Annotated in this window: 20 protein-coding genes; 7 read left to right on the top strand and 13 right to left on the bottom strand. The window is 62.8% G+C overall.

The genetic code is table 11. The features are described 5' to 3' along the window. Positions 1 to 2 precede the first annotated feature (2 nt). The 6 genes from RCH10_RS19225 to guaB all read right to left on the bottom strand — a co-directional run bounded on the left by RCH10_RS19225 (position 3) and on the right by guaB (position 6265). The gene (locus RCH10_RS19225) at positions 3 to 950 is read right to left on the bottom strand and encodes an LD-carboxypeptidase (RefSeq protein WP_409053633.1); all 948 of its coding nucleotides are present in this window, start codon (positions 948 to 950) and stop codon (positions 3 to 5) included. Further along, positions 947 to 2017, bottom strand: coding sequence for a tRNA adenosine(34) deaminase TadA (tadA, locus tag RCH10_RS19220; RefSeq protein ID WP_409053632.1), 1071 nt, complete (start codon positions 2015 to 2017; stop codon positions 947 to 949). Before tadA ends, RCH10_RS19225 begins: the two co-directional genes overlap by 4 nt. A 55-nt stretch (positions 2018 to 2072) precedes the next feature. Then, positions 2073 to 2321: a hypothetical protein gene (locus RCH10_RS19215; RefSeq protein ID WP_409053631.1), complete on the bottom strand. Its 249-nt coding sequence runs from the start codon at positions 2319 to 2321 to the stop codon at positions 2073 to 2075. Between the two features lie 39 nt (positions 2322 to 2360). Continuing rightward, positions 2361 to 2993, bottom strand: a complete 633-nt coding sequence (locus tag RCH10_RS19210) for an FMN-binding negative transcriptional regulator (RefSeq protein ID WP_409053630.1) — start codon at positions 2991 to 2993, stop codon at positions 2361 to 2363. A gap of 167 nt (positions 2994 to 3160) precedes the next feature. Beyond that, the gene (gene guaA, locus RCH10_RS19205) at positions 3161 to 4786 is read right to left on the bottom strand and encodes a glutamine-hydrolyzing GMP synthase (RefSeq protein WP_409053629.1); all 1626 of its coding nucleotides are present in this window, start codon (positions 4784 to 4786) and stop codon (positions 3161 to 3163) included. Between the two features lie 9 nt (positions 4787 to 4795). Next, positions 4796 to 6265 (bottom strand): IMP dehydrogenase, encoded by a 1470-nt coding sequence (gene guaB / locus RCH10_RS19200; protein ID WP_409053628.1) that lies wholly within the window; start codon positions 6263 to 6265, stop codon positions 4796 to 4798. Positions 6266 to 6459: 194 nt separating this feature from the next. Between guaB and RCH10_RS19195 the strand changes: the two genes are divergently transcribed. Further along, positions 6460 to 6996: a DUF4124 domain-containing protein gene (locus RCH10_RS19195; RefSeq protein WP_323495211.1), complete on the top strand. Its 537-nt coding sequence runs from the start codon at positions 6460 to 6462 to the stop codon at positions 6994 to 6996. A gap of 38 nt (positions 6997 to 7034) precedes the next feature. Here RCH10_RS19195 and RCH10_RS19190 read toward each other — a convergent pair whose 3' ends face one another. Further along, complete coding sequence (locus RCH10_RS19190; RefSeq protein ID WP_409053627.1) at positions 7035 to 7364, bottom strand: RnfH family protein; 330 nt, start codon at positions 7362 to 7364, stop codon at positions 7035 to 7037. A gap of 5 nt (positions 7365 to 7369) precedes the next feature. Then, positions 7370 to 7816 carry a type II toxin-antitoxin system RatA family toxin gene (locus RCH10_RS19185; protein WP_323495209.1) on the bottom strand — a complete coding sequence of 149 codons (447 nt, stop codon included), beginning with the start codon at positions 7814 to 7816 and terminating at the stop codon, positions 7370 to 7372. A gap of 63 nt (positions 7817 to 7879) precedes the next feature. On the opposite strand from RCH10_RS19185, the gene smpB reads away from it, so the two are divergent. From smpB to RCH10_RS19155, 6 genes are all read left to right on the top strand, one after another. Continuing rightward, positions 7880 to 8359, top strand: a complete 480-nt coding sequence (smpB, locus tag RCH10_RS19180) for an SsrA-binding protein SmpB (RefSeq protein ID WP_187052072.1) — start codon at positions 7880 to 7882, stop codon at positions 8357 to 8359. Between the two features lie 87 nt (positions 8360 to 8446). Continuing rightward, entirely contained in the window at positions 8447 to 9055 is a 609-nt protein-coding gene (locus tag RCH10_RS19175) for a putative colanic acid biosynthesis acetyltransferase (RefSeq protein ID WP_409053626.1), read from the top strand. Continuing rightward, on the top strand, positions 9052 to 10155 hold the full coding sequence (locus tag RCH10_RS19170) for a glycosyltransferase family 4 protein (protein ID WP_409053625.1): 1104 nt from the start codon (positions 9052 to 9054) through the stop codon (positions 10153 to 10155). The genes RCH10_RS19175 and RCH10_RS19170 overlap by 4 nt, the downstream gene beginning before the upstream one ends. A gap of 155 nt (positions 10156 to 10310) precedes the next feature. Further along, entirely contained in the window at positions 10311 to 10817 is a 507-nt protein-coding gene (locus RCH10_RS19165; protein ID WP_409053624.1) for a sigma-70 family RNA polymerase sigma factor, read from the top strand. A gap of 7 nt (positions 10818 to 10824) precedes the next feature. Then, positions 10825 to 11670 (top strand): anti-sigma factor family protein, encoded by an 846-nt coding sequence (locus tag RCH10_RS19160; RefSeq protein WP_409053623.1) that lies wholly within the window; start codon positions 10825 to 10827, stop codon positions 11668 to 11670. A 72-nt stretch (positions 11671 to 11742) separates the two neighbouring features. Beyond that, on the top strand, positions 11743 to 12126 hold the full coding sequence (locus RCH10_RS19155; protein ID WP_409053622.1) for an ATP-binding protein: 384 nt from the start codon (positions 11743 to 11745) through the stop codon (positions 12124 to 12126). A gap of 58 nt (positions 12127 to 12184) precedes the next feature. On the opposite strand, the gene RCH10_RS19150 is transcribed toward RCH10_RS19155, so the two are convergent. The 5 genes from RCH10_RS19150 to infB are packed head-to-tail and all read right to left on the bottom strand — an operon-like array spanning position 12185 to position 19240. Beyond that, the gene (locus tag RCH10_RS19150) at positions 12185 to 13105 is read right to left on the bottom strand and encodes a DMT family transporter (protein ID WP_409053621.1); all 921 of its coding nucleotides are present in this window, start codon (positions 13103 to 13105) and stop codon (positions 12185 to 12187) included. Between the two features lie 38 nt (positions 13106 to 13143). Continuing rightward, a complete protein-coding gene (gene typA / locus RCH10_RS19145; RefSeq protein ID WP_187052078.1) occupies positions 13144 to 14970 on the bottom strand; it encodes a translational GTPase TypA in 1827 nt (608 codons plus the stop codon). Next, complete coding sequence (gene truB / locus RCH10_RS19140; RefSeq protein ID WP_409053620.1) at positions 14967 to 15947, bottom strand: tRNA pseudouridine(55) synthase TruB; 981 nt, start codon at positions 15945 to 15947, stop codon at positions 14967 to 14969. Before truB ends, typA begins: the two co-directional genes overlap by 4 nt. Positions 15948 to 15949: 2 nt before the next feature. Continuing rightward, entirely contained in the window at positions 15950 to 16321 is a 372-nt protein-coding gene (gene rbfA, locus RCH10_RS19135; RefSeq protein WP_187052080.1) for a 30S ribosome-binding factor RbfA, read from the bottom strand. A gap of 21 nt (positions 16322 to 16342) precedes the next feature. Further along, positions 16343 to 19240: a translation initiation factor IF-2 gene (infB, locus tag RCH10_RS19130; RefSeq protein WP_409053619.1), complete on the bottom strand. Its 2898-nt coding sequence runs from the start codon at positions 19238 to 19240 to the stop codon at positions 16343 to 16345. Position 19241: the final 1 nt, after the last annotated feature.

Below are 19241 nucleotides of genomic sequence, written 5' to 3'. Positions count from 1 at the left end.
GGTCAATGAGCGTGGTCACGGTGGTGCCGATGACCCCACACCAAAAATACATCCCTCCCGTCGGCCGCCATTTCGACTTTAGCGCCCACCGGCAACATCACTTTGGTCGGCACATGGCCGAACGGTAGTCCCGTCAACACCGGAATCTTCAGCAAGCCGCGCAGTCGCGTCACCACGGCCTGCAGGTCGAAGCCGCGGTCGTAACCGGGGATCTTGCGCATGCCTGTGAACTGACCCAGCACGATCGCTTTTTGACGCGCCAGCACGCCCGCATGACGCAACTGGTCGAGCATGCGTTCGATGCGATAAGGATGCTCGTTCACGTCTTCGACGAACAGCACGCCCTTGTCGACCGCCGGAAAATACGGCGTGCCGAGCAGGCTGGTCAGCACGCACAGGTTGCCGCCCCACAACGTGGCACCGTGAATGCTTTTCAACGGCGACGCCATGGCGGCCGCGTCGCGGACCGGAACGCGCCAGCCCGTTCCCTCGCCCTGCCCGCTCGTGAAGTCGCCGAAGCAGTCTTCCATGATGTCGTCCGCGCCTTCTTCAGCACCGAAGTCTTCGCCCACCGCCGGGCCGGCCCAGGTCACAGCGCCGGTCTTTGCGAACAGCGCGCTCTGCAGCGCGGTGAAGTCACTCAGGCCGACGAACTCGGTGCCGTGCTCGATCGCTTTGGCAATGGCCTTGTACGGAATCGCGTCGAGGATGCGCGTCAGGCCGTAGCCACCGCGTGCGATGAGCGCCACGTCGGCGTGGCTTGCGGCAGCACGCGAGATGGCGGCGAGCCGCACGGCGTCGTCGCCGGCGAAACGCTGGTGCACGCTAAGCGCCGCTTCGTCGATTTCGATCTCGTAGCCCAGTGCCTTGAGCCGTGCGACGCCGCGCTTGAAAGCGGCGCGGTCGCGCACCGCACTGGCGGGGGAATAGATATAGATGTGTTTTGTCACTCGCGGAAGTATCCCATCGCGTCCTCTATCAATTGGAGCGCCTGCAAAGGGCTCGGGCCGGACGTTGCCGCGGCTGGCGGGAGCGCCCGCAATGCCGCTTCGTGGCCACGATCTGGAAACGGCGCACGCCACGCGTGCGCTACGGCCTCGCCACCTTCAGGCGCAGTGAGCACACCCACGAACTGGCGTGGCGCTGCCGCCGACAACAGCGTGGCAAGGTCGGTCGCTGCCGCGCTGTGCACGAGCAGCATCGGACCCGTCTGCAAACGATCCAGCCATTCAACCATCACGTCGCAATGCCAGTCGAGCCGATGCACGACCTCGCGCTTGGGCTTGTCGCTCATGCCGAAGCCGATGAGGTCGGGCGCCAGCATGCGTGGGCCGGACATGGCAAGGAGGTGCCTGAACAAGTAGCTCCACTCTCCGGGGCCGTGCAGGCACAGCAGCGTGGGTTTGGGGCTCGCAGGTGCCGTGTCGACGTAATGCATGCGCCAGTCACGCAAGCTCGGGAGGTCGTCGATCCAGCGAGACGTGAAGGGGTAGTCAGTCAGGCCGGTAAAGCGCTCTGGCGGCGTGCGCAGCGCATCGTCGCTCAGCGGTTGGACGCTCTCGCGCGCGGCATCACGGCGCTGGCGAAAAAAGCGCTGAAGCAACTCGCTGCACTGCGCTTCGAGCACGCCGCCAACGACGCGCGTTCGGTGGTTCAAGCGTGGCTCGGCAAAGAGATCGACGACCGATCCGGCAGCGCCCGTCTTGATGTCGGCCGCGCCGAACACGACACGCGCCAGCCGCGCATGAAGCATCGCGCCCGCGCACATCGCGCAAGGCTCGAGCGTGACGAAAAGCTCGCAGCCATCGAGCCGATAGTTGCCGAGTGCCGTTGCGCCGGCACGAAGTGCATTGATCTCTGCGTGCGCGCTCGGATCGTGCTGCGCCACCGGCGTATTGCGGCCTTTGGCGACCAGCAAGCCGTCTTTCACGAGCACGGCACCCACGGGCACTTCGCCCGCATCGGCGGCTGCTTGCGCTTCGCTCAATGCGAGCGCCATCCAATCCTTGTCTGTCATCGGTCGCCGGTGCCTGAGCGGACGTCGCAGACGCGAGCGGCCATTCGCAGGGCTTTCAATTGTCCTCAGGCATCTTGCGCTGCGGCTGCGTCGCCGCATCGATCGCCTGCTTGTACTGTTGCTGCATTTTCTGACTCTGCTCGCGTGCGTTGGTCGGCGCTGTGCCAGCGGCGGGCGCTGGCGCACCGGGTACGGAGGTTGTAGCTGGCAAGGTCGGCGCGGCGATCGGCGCGAGCTGCTTCTTCGCCAGCAGGCCGACTATCACGAGGGCCACCAGCAAACCGACCAATCCGAAAATGCGCATGTCAGATTCCTTGTCTGTCGCTTATGTCTGTCGCTCATCTCACGCAGCTGCGGTCGTGTTCATGCCCAGCCGCACCATCCACTCAGCCAGTGCCTGCTCGTCCGGCGACCCTGCAGAAAAGCGCGAATACATCTCGGCATGCGCTTCGCGCCGGTGCTGATTGAGCTTTAGCTTGCACTGCAGGTCGGTCACCCGCAACGTGAAGCCGACGATGCCGGTCAGCATCTTCTGCTGAAAGTCTTCGCCAAGATCGCGCCACTGTTGTGCATAGGCCGGCTCATGCTCGGCGATGAGCTTTTTCAGCAGCTCGTCCTTGGCGGCTGGCTCGGTCACCAGCGCCGACTCGACCCTGCAGTGCACCGCGAGGTAATTCCAGGTCGGCACACGGGCCAAGTCCGGATAGACCGCAGGCGACATGTAGGCATGCGGCCCGAGAAATGTCACGACCGCTTTGGGTCGGGCTTCGAGGTAGCGCCAGTGCGGATTCGGCTTTGCGCAGTGCCCGAGCAAGACGATCGTGCCGTCTTCGTGTTGCTCCGCGACCAACGGCAGATGCGAGACGAAAGGCAGTCCATCGTCGTCGTTCGAGATCAGGCTGGCGAACGCGTTGGCACGCATCAGCTCGATCGCGATCGCGGGGTCCTTGGCATTGAATTGGGGCGGCAGGTACATGGAGCGTCTCGGGGCGTCTCGGGGCGAGCGATGGTTCGAATTGTCCGCGAGGCGGCGGCTCACTGATGCACCACGTTACCGACGTTGAGGTGCCATTTCAACAAGAGCAAGAACGCTGATAGCGAGAACCGCCCTATGGGCGCATTGAGCTGCCCGGAAGAACACGCTCACTCCCACTCGATCGTCGCAGGCGGCTTCGAACTCACGTCGTAAGTCACGCGATTGATCCCGCGCACCTCGTTGATGATTCGCCCCGACACCGTCTTCAACAGCGCGTACGGCAGCTCAGCCCAATCCGCAGTCATGAAGTCGCTTGTCTGCACCGCGCGCAGCGCGACGACGTAGTCATAGGTACGGCCATCGCCCATCACGCCGACACTCTTTACCGGCAGGAAGACGACGAAAGCCTGGCTCGTGAGGTCGTACCAGCTCTTGCCGCTGGCCGGGTCGATGAAGTTGCGCAGCTCCTCGATGAAGATCGCGTCCGCACTGCGCAGCAAGTCGGCGTATTCCTTTTTGACTTCGCCGAGGATGCGCACGCCCAAGCCGGGGCCGGGGAACGGGTGGCGGTACACCATTGCAGGTGGCAGGCCGAGCGCCACGCCGAGTTCGCGCACTTCGTCCTTGAAAAGATCGCGTAACGGCTCGAGCAGCTTCAGGCCCAGTTGCTCCGGCAGGCCGCCGACGTTGTGGTGGCTCTTGATCGTCACGGCCTTCTTCTTGCCGGTCGACGACTTGGCGCCGCCGGACTCGATGACGTCCGGATAGATGGTGCCTTGTGCCAGCCACTTGGCACCCTTGGCGCCCGCGCTGGTCAGCTTGGCAGCTTCCTGCTTGAACACAGTCACGAACTCGCCGCCGATGATCTTGCGCTTGGCTTCCGGGTCGCTCACCCCTCCGAGCTTGCCAAGGAACAGCTCGCTGGCATCGACGCGAATCACTTTCGCATGCAGCTTGCCGACGAACATCTCCATGACGAGATCGCCCTCGTTCAAGCGCAGCAAGCCGTGGTCGACGAAGACGCAAGTCAGCTGGTCGCCGATGGCCCGATGGATCAACGCGGCAGCAACGGATGAATCCACGCCGCCCGACAGACCGAGGATGACTTCTTCGTCGCCGACTTGCTCCCGGATCTTCGCAACCGCCTCGGCCACGTGATCTCGCATGACCCAATCGGGCTTGGAGCCACAGATGTCGAGCACGAAGCGCTGCAGGATCGCTGTGCCCTGCTGCGTGTGCGTGACTTCGGGATGAAACTGCACGCCATAGAAATGCCGCTCTTCGTCGGCCATGCCGGCAATCGGGCAACTCTCGGTCGACGCCATCAGCTTGAAACCGGGTGGCAGCTCGGTAACCTTGTCGCCATGGCTCATCCACACGTTGAGCATGCCGAAACCTTCGTCGGTCTTGAAGTCGGCAATCTCGTTCAACAGGTCGGTATGACCGCGTGCACGAACGGCCGCTGCGCCAAACTCGCGCTTATGGCCGCCCTCGACCTTGCCGCCGAGCTGGTGCGCCATGGTTTGCATGCCGTAGCAGATGCCGAGCACCGGCACGCCGAGTTCGAACACCGCCTGCGGTGCCTTGTCGGTCGTGTCTTCGTACACGCTGGCATGGCTGCCAGAGAGGATCACGCCCTTGAGCGACCCATCCTTCGCGTAGTTGCGAAGCCACTCGTTACTGACGTCGCACGGGTGCACTTCGCTCAGCACATGGGCTTCGCGAACGCGGCGGGCAATCAGCTGGGTTACCTGCGAGCCGAAATCGAGAATCAGGATCTTGTCGTGTTGCATGGGGGTCGGTCACTCGGCCCGGTAGTTGGGCGCTTCTTTGGTGATCTGCACGTCGTGCACATGACTCTCGCGGATGCCGGCGGTCGTGATCTCGACGAACTCAGCCCTGTTCTGCATGTCTTCGATCGTCGCGCAGCCGCAGTAGCCCATGCTGGCCCGCACGCCACCAGCCATCTGGTAGACGATCGAGACGATCGAGCCCTTGTACGGCACGCGGCCTTCGACGCCTTCGGGCACGAGCTTGTCGGTGTTGGGGTTGCCGGTCGTCGATTCCTGGAAGTAGCGATCGGCACTGCCCTGCTGCATCGCGCCGATGCTTCCCATGCCGCGGTAGCTTTTGTAGCTGCGACCCTGGTAGAGCACGATCTCGCCCGGCGCCTCTTCAGTGCCGGCGAACATGCTGCCCATCATCACGGTGCTGGCGCCGGCTGCGATGGCCTTGGCGATGTCGCCCGAATAGCGCACGCCGCCGTCGGAGATCAGCGGAACGCCGGTGCCTTGCAAGGCGGTGGCGACGCTGTCGACCGCCATGATCTGCGGCACCCCAACGCCGGCCACGATGCGCGTGGTGCAGATCGAGCCCGGGCCGATACCGACCTTGACCGCATCGGCGCCCACATCGGCCAGCGCGCGTGCCGCGTCGCCGGTCGCAATGTTTCCGCCTATCACGTCGATCTGTGGATAGTTCTTCTTGACCCAGCGCACGCGCGAGATCACGCCAGCGCTGTGGCCGTGCGCGGTGTCCACCACGATGACGTCGACACCCGCGGCCACCAGCGCTTCCACGCGCTCCTCGGTGCCGTCGCCAACGCCGACGGCTGCACCCACGCGCAAACGCCCGGAGGCGTCACGCGCTGCGTTGGGGAAGCTGGTCTGCTTGGTGATGTCCTTGACAGTGATCAGGCCTTTGAGTTCCCAATCGCTGTTGATGACCAGCAATCGCTCGAGCTTGTACTTGTTGAGCAGCGCTTTGGCGTCCGCAAGTGTCGTGCCGTCGGGGACGGTGATGAGCTTGTCGCGCTGCGTCATGATCTCGCTGACAGGCACGTCGTAGCGTGTCTCGAAGCGCAAGTCGCGGCCGGTCACGATGCCGACGACCCTGCCACCGTCGACTACCGGGAAGCCGGAGATGCCGAGCTGGTCAGACAGTGCCATCACCTGCCGCACCGAATGCGTCGGCGTGATCACCACCGGGTCGCGCAGCACGCCGGATTCGTAGCGCTTCACGCGGGCCACCTCAGCGGCCTGCTGCTGCGCCGTCAGGTTCTTGTGGACGATGCCGATGCCGCCTTCCTGGGCGATCGCGATGGCGAGGCGTGCTTCGGTCACGGTGTCCATCGCCGCTGAGACGAGCGGCAGATTCAACGTGATGTTGCGGGAAAGTCGGGTGGCGAGGGAGGTGTCCTTGGGCAGGACCTGGGAGAACGCTGGCACCAACAACACATCGTCGAAGGTCAGCGCTTTGCCGAGAAGGCGCATGGGGAAGGCTCCAAAAGACGGATTGTAGCGATGGCCCCGTACTTACCCGGACCGAAAGCCGGACCAAGGGCCGGATGGAGGGAGATGTGGCGCCGCGCCACATTCGAGGCGAACTGTGGCTGTTTCCCCGCGATCCCCTCAAATCCGCCACGTCAAAACGTTGCAAAAGGTAAGGGAGCGCTAAACTGCCCGCCATGAAATTCGTCCACTTGAATTCGCTCGTCCTTGCATTGGTCTGCGCCGTGCCGACGGTCGCAAGCGCGCAATGGCAATGGATCGACAGCGCGGGCAAGAAGGTTTTCAGCGACCAGTCGCCGCCGCCTGATATTCCGGAAAAGAACATCGTGCGCCGCCCGGGCGGAGGCAGTCCGCGGGTGACCTTCTCGCAAGGGACCCCTTCGGCCGCTCCCGATGCAGCGGAACCGGGCACGGCGCCTGCGCCCGCCATGGCTGCGAGTGGCGCTCGGCCATCCGGCGTCGACAAGGAACTCGAAGAAAAAGCGAAGAAGGCGGAAGAAGCCGAAAAGGCCAAGCGCGCAGCAGAGCTTCAGAAGGTCGCGCAGGCAAAAGCCGAAAACTGCAATCGCGCAAGACAGAGCAAGGCCACCTTCGACAGCGGCATCCGTGTGGCGCGCTTGAACGCCCAGGGCGAACGCGAAATCATCGACGACAAGGCGCGTGCCGAAGAGCAGCAGCGCTTGCAGACGGTCATTGCCAGCGACTGCAAGTAAGTTTGCATGCAGGCGTCCGAGCAGGCTTGCAGCTCAAGTCAGTAGCCGTCCTTTCCACCCGGGCGACGGCTGGAAAACAACCCGGTCCCGCGCGCACCCTGGCGTTGAAATCTCTCGCGTCGCGCCACCTTGGGATCCACCTTCAGTGGCCGGCACAGCTCGATCCGGTCGTACTCTGCCAGCATACGGTCCCATTCGCATACCCGGCCCCAGACGCCCACGGGCAAGGCAGCCCAATCGAGCGCAGGGAACGAGGCGGGAAGGCGGCTGGCGATCAGAGCATCCCGCGCCGTCGCACCATTGGACAGCGTCACGGTCTCTTCAAAGATCTGGCGGGGCCCTGGCGAATAGACCAATGTGATCTGCATGCGATTCAGCTCTTGCCGTAAACCTGCTCGGCGCGCTTGACGAACCCCTCGACCAGACTCGATGCAATCTTGTCGAATACGGGGCCGATCAAGGCCTGCAGCGCGAAATTGCTGAAGCCGTAGTTCAGGTTCAGTTCGACTCGGCAAGCCCGCTCGCCAGTTTCGCCCACCGGCGTGAACTTCCAGACACCATCGAGGTTCGAGAAGGGTCCGCTGACCAGTTTGAGTTGCACTTCGCGACCGGCAATCTGTGTGTTGCGCGTCGTAAAGCTCTGCCGGATTCCGCCGAACGAAAGGCCGACTTCAGCAGTCATTCCGCTTTCGTCCTGGTCAATCACGCTAGCCCGATTGCACCAGGGCAAAAACTCGGGGTACTTGGCAACATCGGTGACCAGGGCGTACATCTCCTCGGCGCTGTACCAGATGAGGACGGACTTTTGAACGGTTTTCATAGAATCGGCACGGCGTGCGCGACGGATTGTATTGAAGCCATGCCGACCCCACCTTTCCGAGCCATGGCAACCAAAAAGAAACAAGACCCCTCCTCCCGCATCGCCGACAACAAAAAGGCCGCTTACAACTACTTCTTCGAGGAGCGCTTCGAGGCGGGCATCGTGCTCGAAGGCTGGGAGGTGAAATCGCTGCGCGAAGGCAAGGTGCAACTGACCGATGGCTATGTGGTGATCCGTAACGGAGAACTCTTCGTCATCGGCCTGCAGATCAACCCGCTTAACAGCGCGTCGAGCCACATCACGCCGGATTCGGTCCGCACCAAGAAGCTCTTGCTGCACAAGGAAGAGATTCGCCGCCTGATCGGCAAGATCGAACAAAAGGGCTACACCCTGGTGCCGCTCAACCTCCATTGGAAGGCAGGCAAGGTGAAATGCGAGGTCGCACTGGCCAAGGGCAAAGCCGAGCATGACAAGCGCGACACGATCAAGGACCGCGAAGGCAAGCGTGAAGTCGAGCGCGCGATGAAGAAGTTCAGCAAATGAGAACTTTGGCGTTATAGTCACAGAACGTAACAGTGTCACGAGCGAATTTCTGCGCTCGGACCACGCCGCCCACTATTTTTCAAACACATGGCGCTTCAACCTCTCGACGCAATTCAGGTCAATTCACGCGAGGGCGGACCGAGTTTCAGTCTCTCGAACCGCCTTTTTCGCGCCTTGTGGAACTTGACGTGGGCCTTGCTCGCATCTTGGACGCCGCCGCCATTCGGCGCATGGCGCCGCTTCTTGCTCATGCTGTTCGGCGCCCGCATGGGCGTTGCCTGTGATGTCCGGGGCACCGCCAAAGTCTGGTATCCACCTCACCTGCAGATGGCCGACCGCAGCCTGCTAGCGGATCGCGTCAACTGTTACAACATGGCGCCGATTTCGCTCGGCGAACGCGCGCTGGTTTCGCAGGGCGCACACCTTTGCGCCGGCAGCCATGACATCCGTACGCGCGACTTTCAGCTGATCGCCAAGCCGATCCACATCGGCGCGGACGTATGGGTGGCTGCTGAAGCGTTTGTGGGTCCCGGCGTCAAGATCGGCGAGGGATCGGTGCTCGGCGCACGCGCGGTTGCATTTAAATCGCTCGAACCCTGGGGCGTCTATGCAGGCAATCCGGCGCAGTTCGTCAAACGCCGCGTCATCCTCGGTACGGCCGGCGACACGAGCGCACCCGGAGATGCAGGCCGGTGAAAGTCCTGAACATCACGCCGACGTTCCATCCGGAGATCGGCGGGATCGAGACAGTGGTGTTGAATCTGTCGGTGCACTGCCAGCGACTGGGCGTCGAGGTCGAGGTGCTCTATGTTTCCCCCGATCACAAGCGGCTACAGACGCGCACGGTCGAAGGTATCAAAGTCACCAACGTGCCACTGATCGGCAGCAAACTGGTCGGATACGCACCGCAGTTGAGGCAGGCGATTCAGGGCTTCGACCTGCTACATATCCACGATCCTCAATTGATGGCCTTGTCGGTAGGCGTCATGCTGTCCGGCAGCCAACTTCCGCGGGTGCTGAGCACCCATGGCGGCTTTCATCACACGCGCCGGTTGGCAGGCGCCAAGCGACTGCATGAAGAGTTCGCGCTGCGCCGCATGCTCGACTCCTACAGATTGGTGTTGGCGACCAGCGAAAACGACGCTGCTTACTTCGGCCGGTTCACCAAGCGGATCAGGGTGACCGGCAACGGCATCGACGTGCAGCGCCACCAAATTGCCGACCGGCCCCCGAGCAACGATTTGCGGCGCTGGGTCTACTGGGGTCGCCTCTCCGAAAACAAGCGCGTCGATCGCCTGCTCGACTACGCCGTGCGACTGAAGGCCATGGGCTATCCGCTCGACCTGCTCATCACCGGAACGGACGTCAGCGGATTGGCTTGCAAATTCCAGGCGCGCATCGACAGCGCGGGTTTGCAAGACAGCGTGCGGCTGGCGCCGCCGATGAACGATATCGATTTGAAAGCAGCCTTGCGCGATCGAACGGTCTTCGCGACCGCCAGCGAATACGAAGGCTTCGGTCTGACCTTGCTCGAGGCGATGGCGGCTGGGCTGCTCGTGGTGTGCCGTGACGTCGAGCCAATGAACAAGTTCGTGCAGAACGGCCAGAACGGCCTCTGCCTCGCATTCGACGGCAGCGACGCCGACTTTGCGAAACTGGTCGAGTTCCTGTCGATGGATCAGCCGCACCAGCAGTCGATGCGCAGCGCGAGCGTGGCGTTCGCAGACGCGTATGACTGGCCGCGAATCGCAAAGCGATTTGTCTCGGCTTATAGCGAGGTCCTGAGCACCACTTAGTTTTTTTGCAGGTCGGTGGAATAAACCGACGACTTTCGGCGTTCGTGTGTGGAAAGGGGCACCGCCTTGTCTTCCACACGACTCCTCGCCAATGTCATTGTTTGCGTTACCGCTTCGCTCTGTCGCGGCGAAATGGCGACGCACTGAGCCAACGCATGGATTCGCAGCCCCTGATCGAACACATTCCCAGCTTGCGACGCTATGCGCGCGTGCTGACCGGCGACGCCTGGGCGGCCGACGATCTGGTTCAGGACACGCTGGAGCGGGCTTGCAGCAAATGGCGGCTTTGGACCGTCGGCAGCGATCTGCGAGCATGGCTTTTCACCATCATGCACAACCTTTTTGCCAGCCAAATGCGCCGGACGCCGCCTCGCGCAACCGTGCCGCTCGAAGACGTATCGAATGAACTTCGCGCCGTCGAGTCAGGGCGCGACCACGGTATCGATCTGCAACGTTGCCTGCATCAACTGCCCGAGGAACAGCGCGCAGTGCTCTTGTTGGTCACACTGGAAGACCTCTCTTATGCCGAAGTCGCAAAGGTACTCGGCATCCCGGCCGGCACGGTCATGTCCCGCCTATCGCGTGCTCGCGCACGTTTGCACGAGCTGATGGAAGGTACCACCGCAACGCCTAACCGACCTGGCCTGCGCCGCCTCAAGTGAGCTGAACATGAACGCCCACATTTCCTCCGTTTCCGACGATGAACTGCATGCTTTCGTCGACGGCCAATTGGCGCTCGAACGCGGTGCCGCGATCGACGATTTGCTGAAGCGGGAGCCAGCTCTTGCGGCCCGCGTCGCCTCGTGGCGAGTGCAGCGCGATGCGCTTCGCCAGTTGCACCTTGGCTTGCTCGACGAACCGATCCCCGCACCACTACTGAACGCGCTGGGCGCCCGATCGGCTCGCCATGCAGCGCAGTCGGTGTGGACGCGCTGGGGTGGAATGGCAGCGGGCTTCGCGATCGCCTTTGGCGCCGGCTGGCTGGTCAACGCACAGTGGACGCTGTCGCACGGCACGACCTTGGCGAAGGCGCCTGGGCCCGGACCGGCGCCGACAGGGGCGCTTGCGTCGCACGAATTCGTGCATGCGGCGTCGGTGGCGCATGCGGTGTATGCGCCCGAAAAGCGCCATCCCGTGGAGGTCGCTGCCGCCGAGCAACAGCATCTGGTGCAATGGCTCTCGAAGCGGCTCGACCGGCCACTCAAAGTGCCGGATCTCTCGAGCGAAGGCTATTCGCTGGTCGGAGGTCGGCTGTTGCCGGGCGACGAAGGCGCGCGCGCCCAGTTCATGTTCGAAAGCGCCACTGGCGAACGGGTGACCCTTTACATCGGTGCCCTGGACGCCGCGGCGAGTGCCTTCACGCCATCTCGGGAAACGGCATTCCGTTTCACATCGGAGGGGCCGGTACCCAGCTTCTACTGGGTCGATCATGGGTTCGGCTATGCCGTCGCCGGCAAATTGCCGCGCGACGCGTTGATGAAATTGGCGACGGTCACCTACCGTCAGCTGTCTTAGGGCAATTTAGACTGGTCGCTGGCACAGCTCCAATGTGCCGGCGTTTTTTTGAAACCGAAGGAGAAACTTGATATGAAACTGCTCAGTGCATCGATCCTCGCCGTCACCCTGCTCGCAGGCTGCGCAAGCATGTCGTCCATGATGGCCGACACCCCGACAAAGACATCTGATGGCGTGCTCGTCGGGCCTGACGGCAAGTCGCTCTACACGTTCAACCGCGACACCGCCAACAGCGGCAAGTCGGTCTGCAATGCGGCGTGCGCCAAGCTCTGGCCGGCGCTGCCGGTCGCCGCAACGGCCAAGCCGATGGGCGGCTACACCATCATCGTGCGCGACGATGCCACCCAGCAGTGGGCCTACAAGGGCTCCCCGCTCTACTACTACGCGAACGACGCCAAGGCGGGCGATCGAACGGGCGACAACTTCAACAATGCGTGGAAGCTTGCGCGCCCCTGAGCGCCTGCGCGCTGGCTCAGCCAAGCCGGCCAAGTGCCGGCTTTTTTATTTTCTTGGCTCAGACCGATTTGCCGCTGCGCCTCGAAAGTCCGAGCCGCTCGTTGCCGACCAACGCAGCGATGACCACAGTACCCCCGGCGAGCACGCGCAAAGCGGGTTCTTCGCCCGCGCCAAGCCAAGCCAAAGCGATGCCGAAGATCACCTCGAGCAGCGCCAGCAGCGACAACTCCGGTGCCTTGAGCACACGGGCGCACATCACTGAAAACACGCAGGGAATGGCCAGCTGGACCAATCCCAGAAATGCCAGCAAGCCGAGGTCGTGAGCGTTGACTTGAAAGGGCCATGCGAGCGGCAAAGTAGCCAAGGCACACAAAGCCGCACCGATCAACACCGCAGGCACCATGTCCACATCGTGTCCGGCTGCATGCGCGTGTTGCGTGACCGTCCAATTGCCCGCAGCGGCCAACGGTACGCACAACGCAACCAGTGTGCCGAGAAGCTGACCACCGGCGCTCGAAAATTCGGAGCCGTACATCCAGCCGATGCCGATGCCGGCGACGAGGATCGCGATCCAGGTGCGCGTTGCCAGCCGGTGCCCGATGAACAGACGAGCCGCGAGCGCGGTGAATAAAGGCGCCAGCGCCATCGTCACCAGCACGTTCGCGACGCTGGTCAGCGTGAGCGCGACCATATAGGCCGTGAACATCACGCTCCAGCAGACGCCAGATACCCAGAGGGAACGGTCGCCCTGCCGGATCGTCGCGAACACCGCCCGGCCGCGCCAGGTCGGCAGGATCACAAGCAGCGACAACACGGTGAATGACGCTCGCCAAAAAGTGACCTCGAAGCTCCGTGCATGCTCCAATTGGCGCGTCACGACGCCGGCTGTAGCCCACATCAGCGTGACGAGAACCATGAGCCACACGGCACGTCCGTGGGCCATGCGCCCCGAAGTCACCGCATGTTCGTCAGCCGCCATCCGACTCGAACTCACGGTCTTCGAAAGCCCGCAGTTTTTTAGTCGCGGCCGGCGCGCTTGCGCTCGTGTTCCTTCAGGAACCGCTTGCGCAGACGAACGCTCTTTGGCGTGATTTCGACCAACTCGTCGTCTTCAATGAACTCCACGCCGTATTCGAGCGTGAGTTCGATCGGCGGTGTGATCTTGATCGCGTCTTCCTTGCCAGACACGCGGAAGTTGGTCAGCTGCTTGGTACGGGTGGCGTTGACCACCAAATCGTTGTCGCGGCTGTGGATGCCGACGATCATGCCCTCATAAACCGGATCGTTCGCGCGCACGAACATACGGCCGCGGTCGTCCAGCTTGCCCAGGGCGTAGGTGAAAATTTCACCGTCGTCCATCGAGATCAGTACGCCTTGCTTGCGGCCGCCGATGTCGCCCTTGTGCGGTTCGTAGCTGTCGAAGATATTCGCGATCAGACCCGAGCCACGCGTCAGGTTCAGGAACTCGTTGGTGAAGCCGATCAGGCCGCGCGCCGGAATGCGGTACTCCAGACGAACACGGCCGCGTCCGTCCGATTCCATGTTGGCCAGATCGCCCTTGCGCTCGCCCATGGCTTGCATCACGCCGCCCTGGTGTTGCTCCTCGACGTCGATGGTCACCATTTCGATCGGCTCGTGGCGCACCCCGTCGATATCCTTGAACACCACGCGCGGCTTGGACACAGCGAGCTCGTAACCTTCGCGGCGCATGTTCTCCAGCAGGATGGTGAGGTGCAGTTCGCCGCGGCCCATGACCTCGAAGATGCCTTCTTCCCCGGTTTCGGCGACGCGCAACGCTACGTTGTGCTGCAGCTCTTTCTGCAGGCGGTCCCAGATCTGGCGGCTGGTGATGTACTTGCCTTCACGACCGGCGAGCGGGCTCGTGTTGACGCAAAAATTCATCGTCAGCGTCGGCTCGTCGACCTTGAGCATGGGCAACGGTGCCGGATTGATCGGATCGGTCACGGTGACGCCGATACCGATGTCGGTCAGGCCATTGATCAGCACGATTTCGCCCGGACCGGCTTCCGTCGCTTGCACGCGCTCCAGTCCCTGGAACGTCAGCACTTGGTTGACGCGACCCTTGACGGCCTTGCCGTCCGTACCTTCCATCACAACCACGTCCATCATCGGCCGGACGGTGCCCTGGCTGATGCGGCCAACGCCGATGCGGCCGACGAAGGTGGAGAAATCGAGTGCGGAAATCTGCAATTGCAGCGGTGCATCCGGGTCACCCTTTTGAGCCGGCACGTGCTTGAGCACGGTGTTGAAGAGCGCCGACATGTCGGGGCCCCACTGCTCACCCGCCTCGCCTTCTTCCATCGACGACCAGCCATTGATGCCCGAGGCGTACACCACCGGGAAATCGAGCTGCTCGTCGGTCGCACCGAGCTTGTCGAACAGGTCGAACGCCGCGTTGACAACGAAGTCAGGGCGCGCACCCGGCTTGTCGACTTTGTTCACCACCAGAATAGGCTTGAGGCCGAGGGCCAATGCCTTCTTGGTCACGAAGCGCGTTTGCGGCATCGGGCCTTCTTGCGCGTCGATCAGCAGCACAACGCCGTCGACCATAGACAGTGCGCGTTCGACTTCGCCGCCGAAGTCGGCGTGACCGGGAGTGTCGACAATGTTGATGTGCGTGCCTTCCCAGGTCACGGCGCAATTCTTGGCAAGAATCGTGATGCCACGTTCTTTTTCGATCGCGTTGTTGTCCATCACTGTGTCGACCACTTTCTCGTGCTCGGCGAAGGTGCCGGACTGGCGCAGCAGCTGGTCGACCATCGTGGTTTTGCCATGGTCGACGTGGGCAATGATGGCGATATTGCGGATTTGCTTGATGCTCATGATGTCGTTTCGCAGAAAAAATGGGGGACGGGGGCGTTCAAAAGGATTTGCTGGATTTCAATGGGGTTCAGCAAGCGCCCCGGAATCAATTCGTTGGCCACGATATGGGCCGAGCCCAAAAACGCAGCAGGCTCAATGCCGAATACCGCCACCTCGGCTGCATCGGCCCAATCGCCGCGCCGGCGCAGGCCGGACAGGAACCGCGCCGCATCTTCCGTGCCCAACGTGACGCGGTCGTGGCCGGCGACGAGGGACTCGGCAGGGAGCAAGAGCGCGAGCCGTTCGTCTTCGGCCATGGCTTCGAGCGCTTCGAGCGTCACGCATTGCGAGACGTCGAAGTCACCCGTCGCGGTGCGGCGCAATGCAGTCAGGTGCGCGCCGCAACCCAACGCTTCGCCGATGTCTTCGCCGAGCGTGCGGATGTAAGTTCCTTTGGTCACTGTCGCGGCGATCCTCACGGCGCGGTACGGCGCCATGTCGGGCGTCTCAGTGACCGAAAGCCTGTGCACGACGACGTCGCGCGGCGCACGCTCGACCTCGATGCCTTCGCGGGCGTATTCGTACAGCGCTTTGCCGTCTTTCTTCAACGCGCTGTACATCGGCGGAATCTGGCGGATCGGCCCGGTGAACCGCGCCTCGACACGTTTCAGGTCTTCGGCATCGAGGTGAACTGCACGTTCTGCGATCACTTCGCCTTCAGCATCGCCGGTCGATGTTTTCACGCCCAGTCGGGCCGTGGCCTCGTAGGTCTTGTCGGCCTCGAGGTGCAGTTGACTGAACTTCGTCGCTGCACCGAAGCACAACGGCAAAACGCCAGTCGCCAACGGATCGAGCGTGCCGGTATGCCCCGCCTTTTCGGCGCGCAGCAGCCACTTGGCCCGCTGCAACGCCTGGTTGCTCGAAAGGCCGAGAGGTTTGTCGAGCAACAACACCCCATGCACGGGGCGCCGCTGCACCCTGGTGCGAGGGGCGTTCATGGCTACTCGTCCTTCGAGCGGGAAGCGACGGCCTGAGCGATCAACGCATTCATGTCGGCCGCACGCTCGGTGGTTCGGTCGAACAGGAAGTGCAGCGTCGGCACGGTATGGATATGGAGGCGTTTGAACAGGCCGTTGCGGAGAAATCCGGCTGCCTGATTCAACGCTTCGGTGGTCTCGACAATGTCGCCCGTGAGCACGCTGAAGAAAATCTTGGCGTGCGCATAGTCAGGCGTGACCTCGACCCCCTGGATCGTGACCATGCCCACGCGCGGGTCCTTCAACTCGCGCGCGATCAGTTCCGTCAGATCGCGCTGGATCTGATCAGCAACCTTGAACGAGCGGTTGGGGGCTGCGGCTTTTCTCTTGGGCATGGCCAGGTTCGCTTGGGCGCTTTACAGCGTCCGGGCAATTTCCTTGATCTCAAAGAACTCGAGCTGATCGCCCTCTTTGATGTCGTTGTAGTTCTTGAGCTTGATACCGCATTCGAAGCCTTCCTTGACCTCGCGCACGTCGTCTTTCATACGTTTGATCGAGTCGACCTCGCCGGTATAGACGACCACGTTCTCGCGCAGCAAACGGAAATGTGCGCTGCGGTTGACCGAACCCGAAGTGACCATACAACCTGCGACCGTACCGATCTTGGAAGCGACGAACACCGTGCGGATCTCGGCCGAGCCGATGATCTCTTCGCGGCGTTCGGGCGCCAGCATGCCGGACATCGCGACCTTGATCTCGTCCACAGCGTCGTAAATGATGCTGTAGTAGTTCAGCTGCACGCCGTTGTTCTCGGCCAGCTTGCGCGCACCGGAGTCGGCCCGCACATTGAAGCCGATGACGACCGCCTTCGATGCGATGGCCAGGTTGATGTCGTTCTCGCTGATGCCGCCGACACCGGCGTACACGATCTGCACCTTGACTTCTTCGGTCGCCAGCTTGAGCAACGATTGCGCCAATGCTTCCTGCGAACCCTGAACGTCAGCCTTGATGATCAGGCGCAGCGTCTGCACCTCGCCTGCAGACAGGTCCGTGAACATGCTCTGCAGGTTCGATGCCTGCAAACGCGCCAGCTTGGTGTTGCGGAACTTGCCGGCACGGTAGGTGGCGATTTCGCGCGCACGGCGCTCGTCGGCCATCACCATGAACTCGTCGCCGGCTTGCGGCACCTCGGTCAGGCCCTGGATCTCGACCGGGATCGATGGACCCGCAGTCTTGATCGTCTTGCCGTCTTCGTCCAGCATGGCGCGCACGCGGCCGAAAGTAGAGCCGGCCAGCACCACGTCGCCAGTCTTCAGCGTACCCGACTGGACCAGCACCGTAGCGACAGGGCCACGACCCTTGTCGAGGCGCGCTTCGATAACCAGACCCTTGGCAGCGGCATCGACCGGCGCGCGGAGTTCCAGCACTTCAGCCTGAAGCAGCACCTGCTCGAGCAGTTCGTCCACGCCCTGCCCGGTCTTGGCCGAAACAGAGATGAAAGGCACCTCGCCGCCGTACTCTTCGGGCACGACTTCTTCGGCCACCAGTTCCTGCTTGACGCGGTCCAGGTTGGCATCGGACTTGTCGATCTTGTTGATCGCGACCACGATCGGCACACCGGCAGCTTTCGCGTGCTTGATGGCTTCCTTGGTCTGCGGCATCACACCGTCGTCGGCCGCCACCACGAGGATGACGATGTCGGTCGCCTGCGCGCCACGGGCCCGCATGGCGGTGAACGCCTCGTGACCGGGGGTGTCGAGGAACGACACCATGCCACGATCGGTTTGCACATGGTAGGCACCGATGTGCTGCGTGATGCCGCCGGCTTCGCCCGCTGCGACCTTGGCACGGCGGATGTAGTCGAGCAACGAAGTCTTGCCGTGGTCGACGTGACCCATGACCGTCACCACGGGGGCACGTGGCAACGACTCTGCGGTCTGTGCGGCCGCGTCGTCGTCGGTGAAGGCTTCTGGATCGTCCAGTGCCGCCACCATCGCGTTGTGACCCATGTCTTCCACGATCACCATCGCGGTGTCCTGGTCGAGTGACTGGTTCATGGTCGCCATGATCCCGGCCTTCATCAACTGCTTGATGACTTCCTGGGCCTTGACGGCCATCTTGTGCGCAAGCTCGGCCACGGTGATGGTTTCCGGCACGTGCACGTCGAGCACGCGCGCTTCGACCGGAGCGGCTTGCTGCTGCTCTTCGTGGCCGCCACGATCGTTGCTGCCACGACGGCCGCGCGGGCCTCCGCGCCAATTGCCGCGACCGACGCCACCGCTGGCATCGCCGCGGGTCTTGATTTCCTTCTTCTTGGCCGGATCGCCAGCCCAGCTCGACGAGAGCTTGGCGGACTTGACGTCCTTGCTGGCGCCGGGCGCGGTCGTGCCAGGCGCTGCAGGTGCGCCGGGACGTGCCGCGGGCGTGGCGGGCTTGTGCAAAGTGCCCTTAACGGCCGGCTTGACTTCTGGCGCAGGCTTTTCGGGCACCTTGTGCGGCACAAGCACGCGAGCGGGCGCATTCATCATCGCGCGGATGGCTTCGGCTTCGGCGAGTGCCTTGCGGCGGCGTTCGTCCAGATCCTTGGCACGTGCAGATTCTTCGTCGGCACGGGCCTTCGAATCGGCCGCGGCCTTGGCTTTGGCGTCTTCCTTGGCTTGCGCCACGGTGGCGTCGGCTGCCGCCTTGGTGGCAGCAGCGCTGGTCGCTTCTTCGGTTACCGCAGCCTTGCTGGACGCGCCTTCGGTCGCGACGGCCGGCACAGCAGCCGCCTTCTTTTCGGCGGCGCGTGCTTCCTGTTCGGCTTTTTCAGCACGCTCGGCGTGCTCGCGCTCTCGCGCTTCGCTTTCTTCGCGAATGCGGCGCTTTTCGACCAGTTCTTCTTCCTGGCGGCGAATCAGTTCGGCCTGACGGCGAGCTTCTTCTTCGCGCCGCGCCAATTCAGCTTCGTCTATACCAGGGGCAGCAGGCGCCTCAGCCTCATGCACCGGCTCGGGCGCCGCGGTCGGCCCTTCATCGCGCTGGATGAATGTGCGCTTCTTGCGCACTTCGACCTGGATCGTGCGGGCACGCCCCATCGCGTCGGCCTGCTTGATCTCGCTGGTCGACTTCTTGGTGAGCGTGATTTTCTTGCGCTCGGACTCGGCCGTGCCGTGGCTGGCCTTCAGGAAACCGAGCAAGCGCTGCTTGTCGGCCTCCGTGAGCGCATCGGTAGGCGCGGCTTTGGGCACGCCTGCGCTCTTGAGCTGGTCAAGCAAGGTTTCGGGAGTCTTCTTGAGCTCGTTCGCGAACTCGGCGACAGTGGTACTGGACATA

Origin of the sequence: Variovorax sp. GrIS 2.14 (assembly GCF_046115955.1) — a bacterium.
In the GTDB taxonomy this organism is placed as follows: domain Bacteria; phylum Pseudomonadota; class Gammaproteobacteria; order Burkholderiales; family Burkholderiaceae_C; genus Variovorax.
Note: the sequence above shows the minus strand (reverse complement) of the source record. Positions and strands in the feature narration are given on the sequence as shown.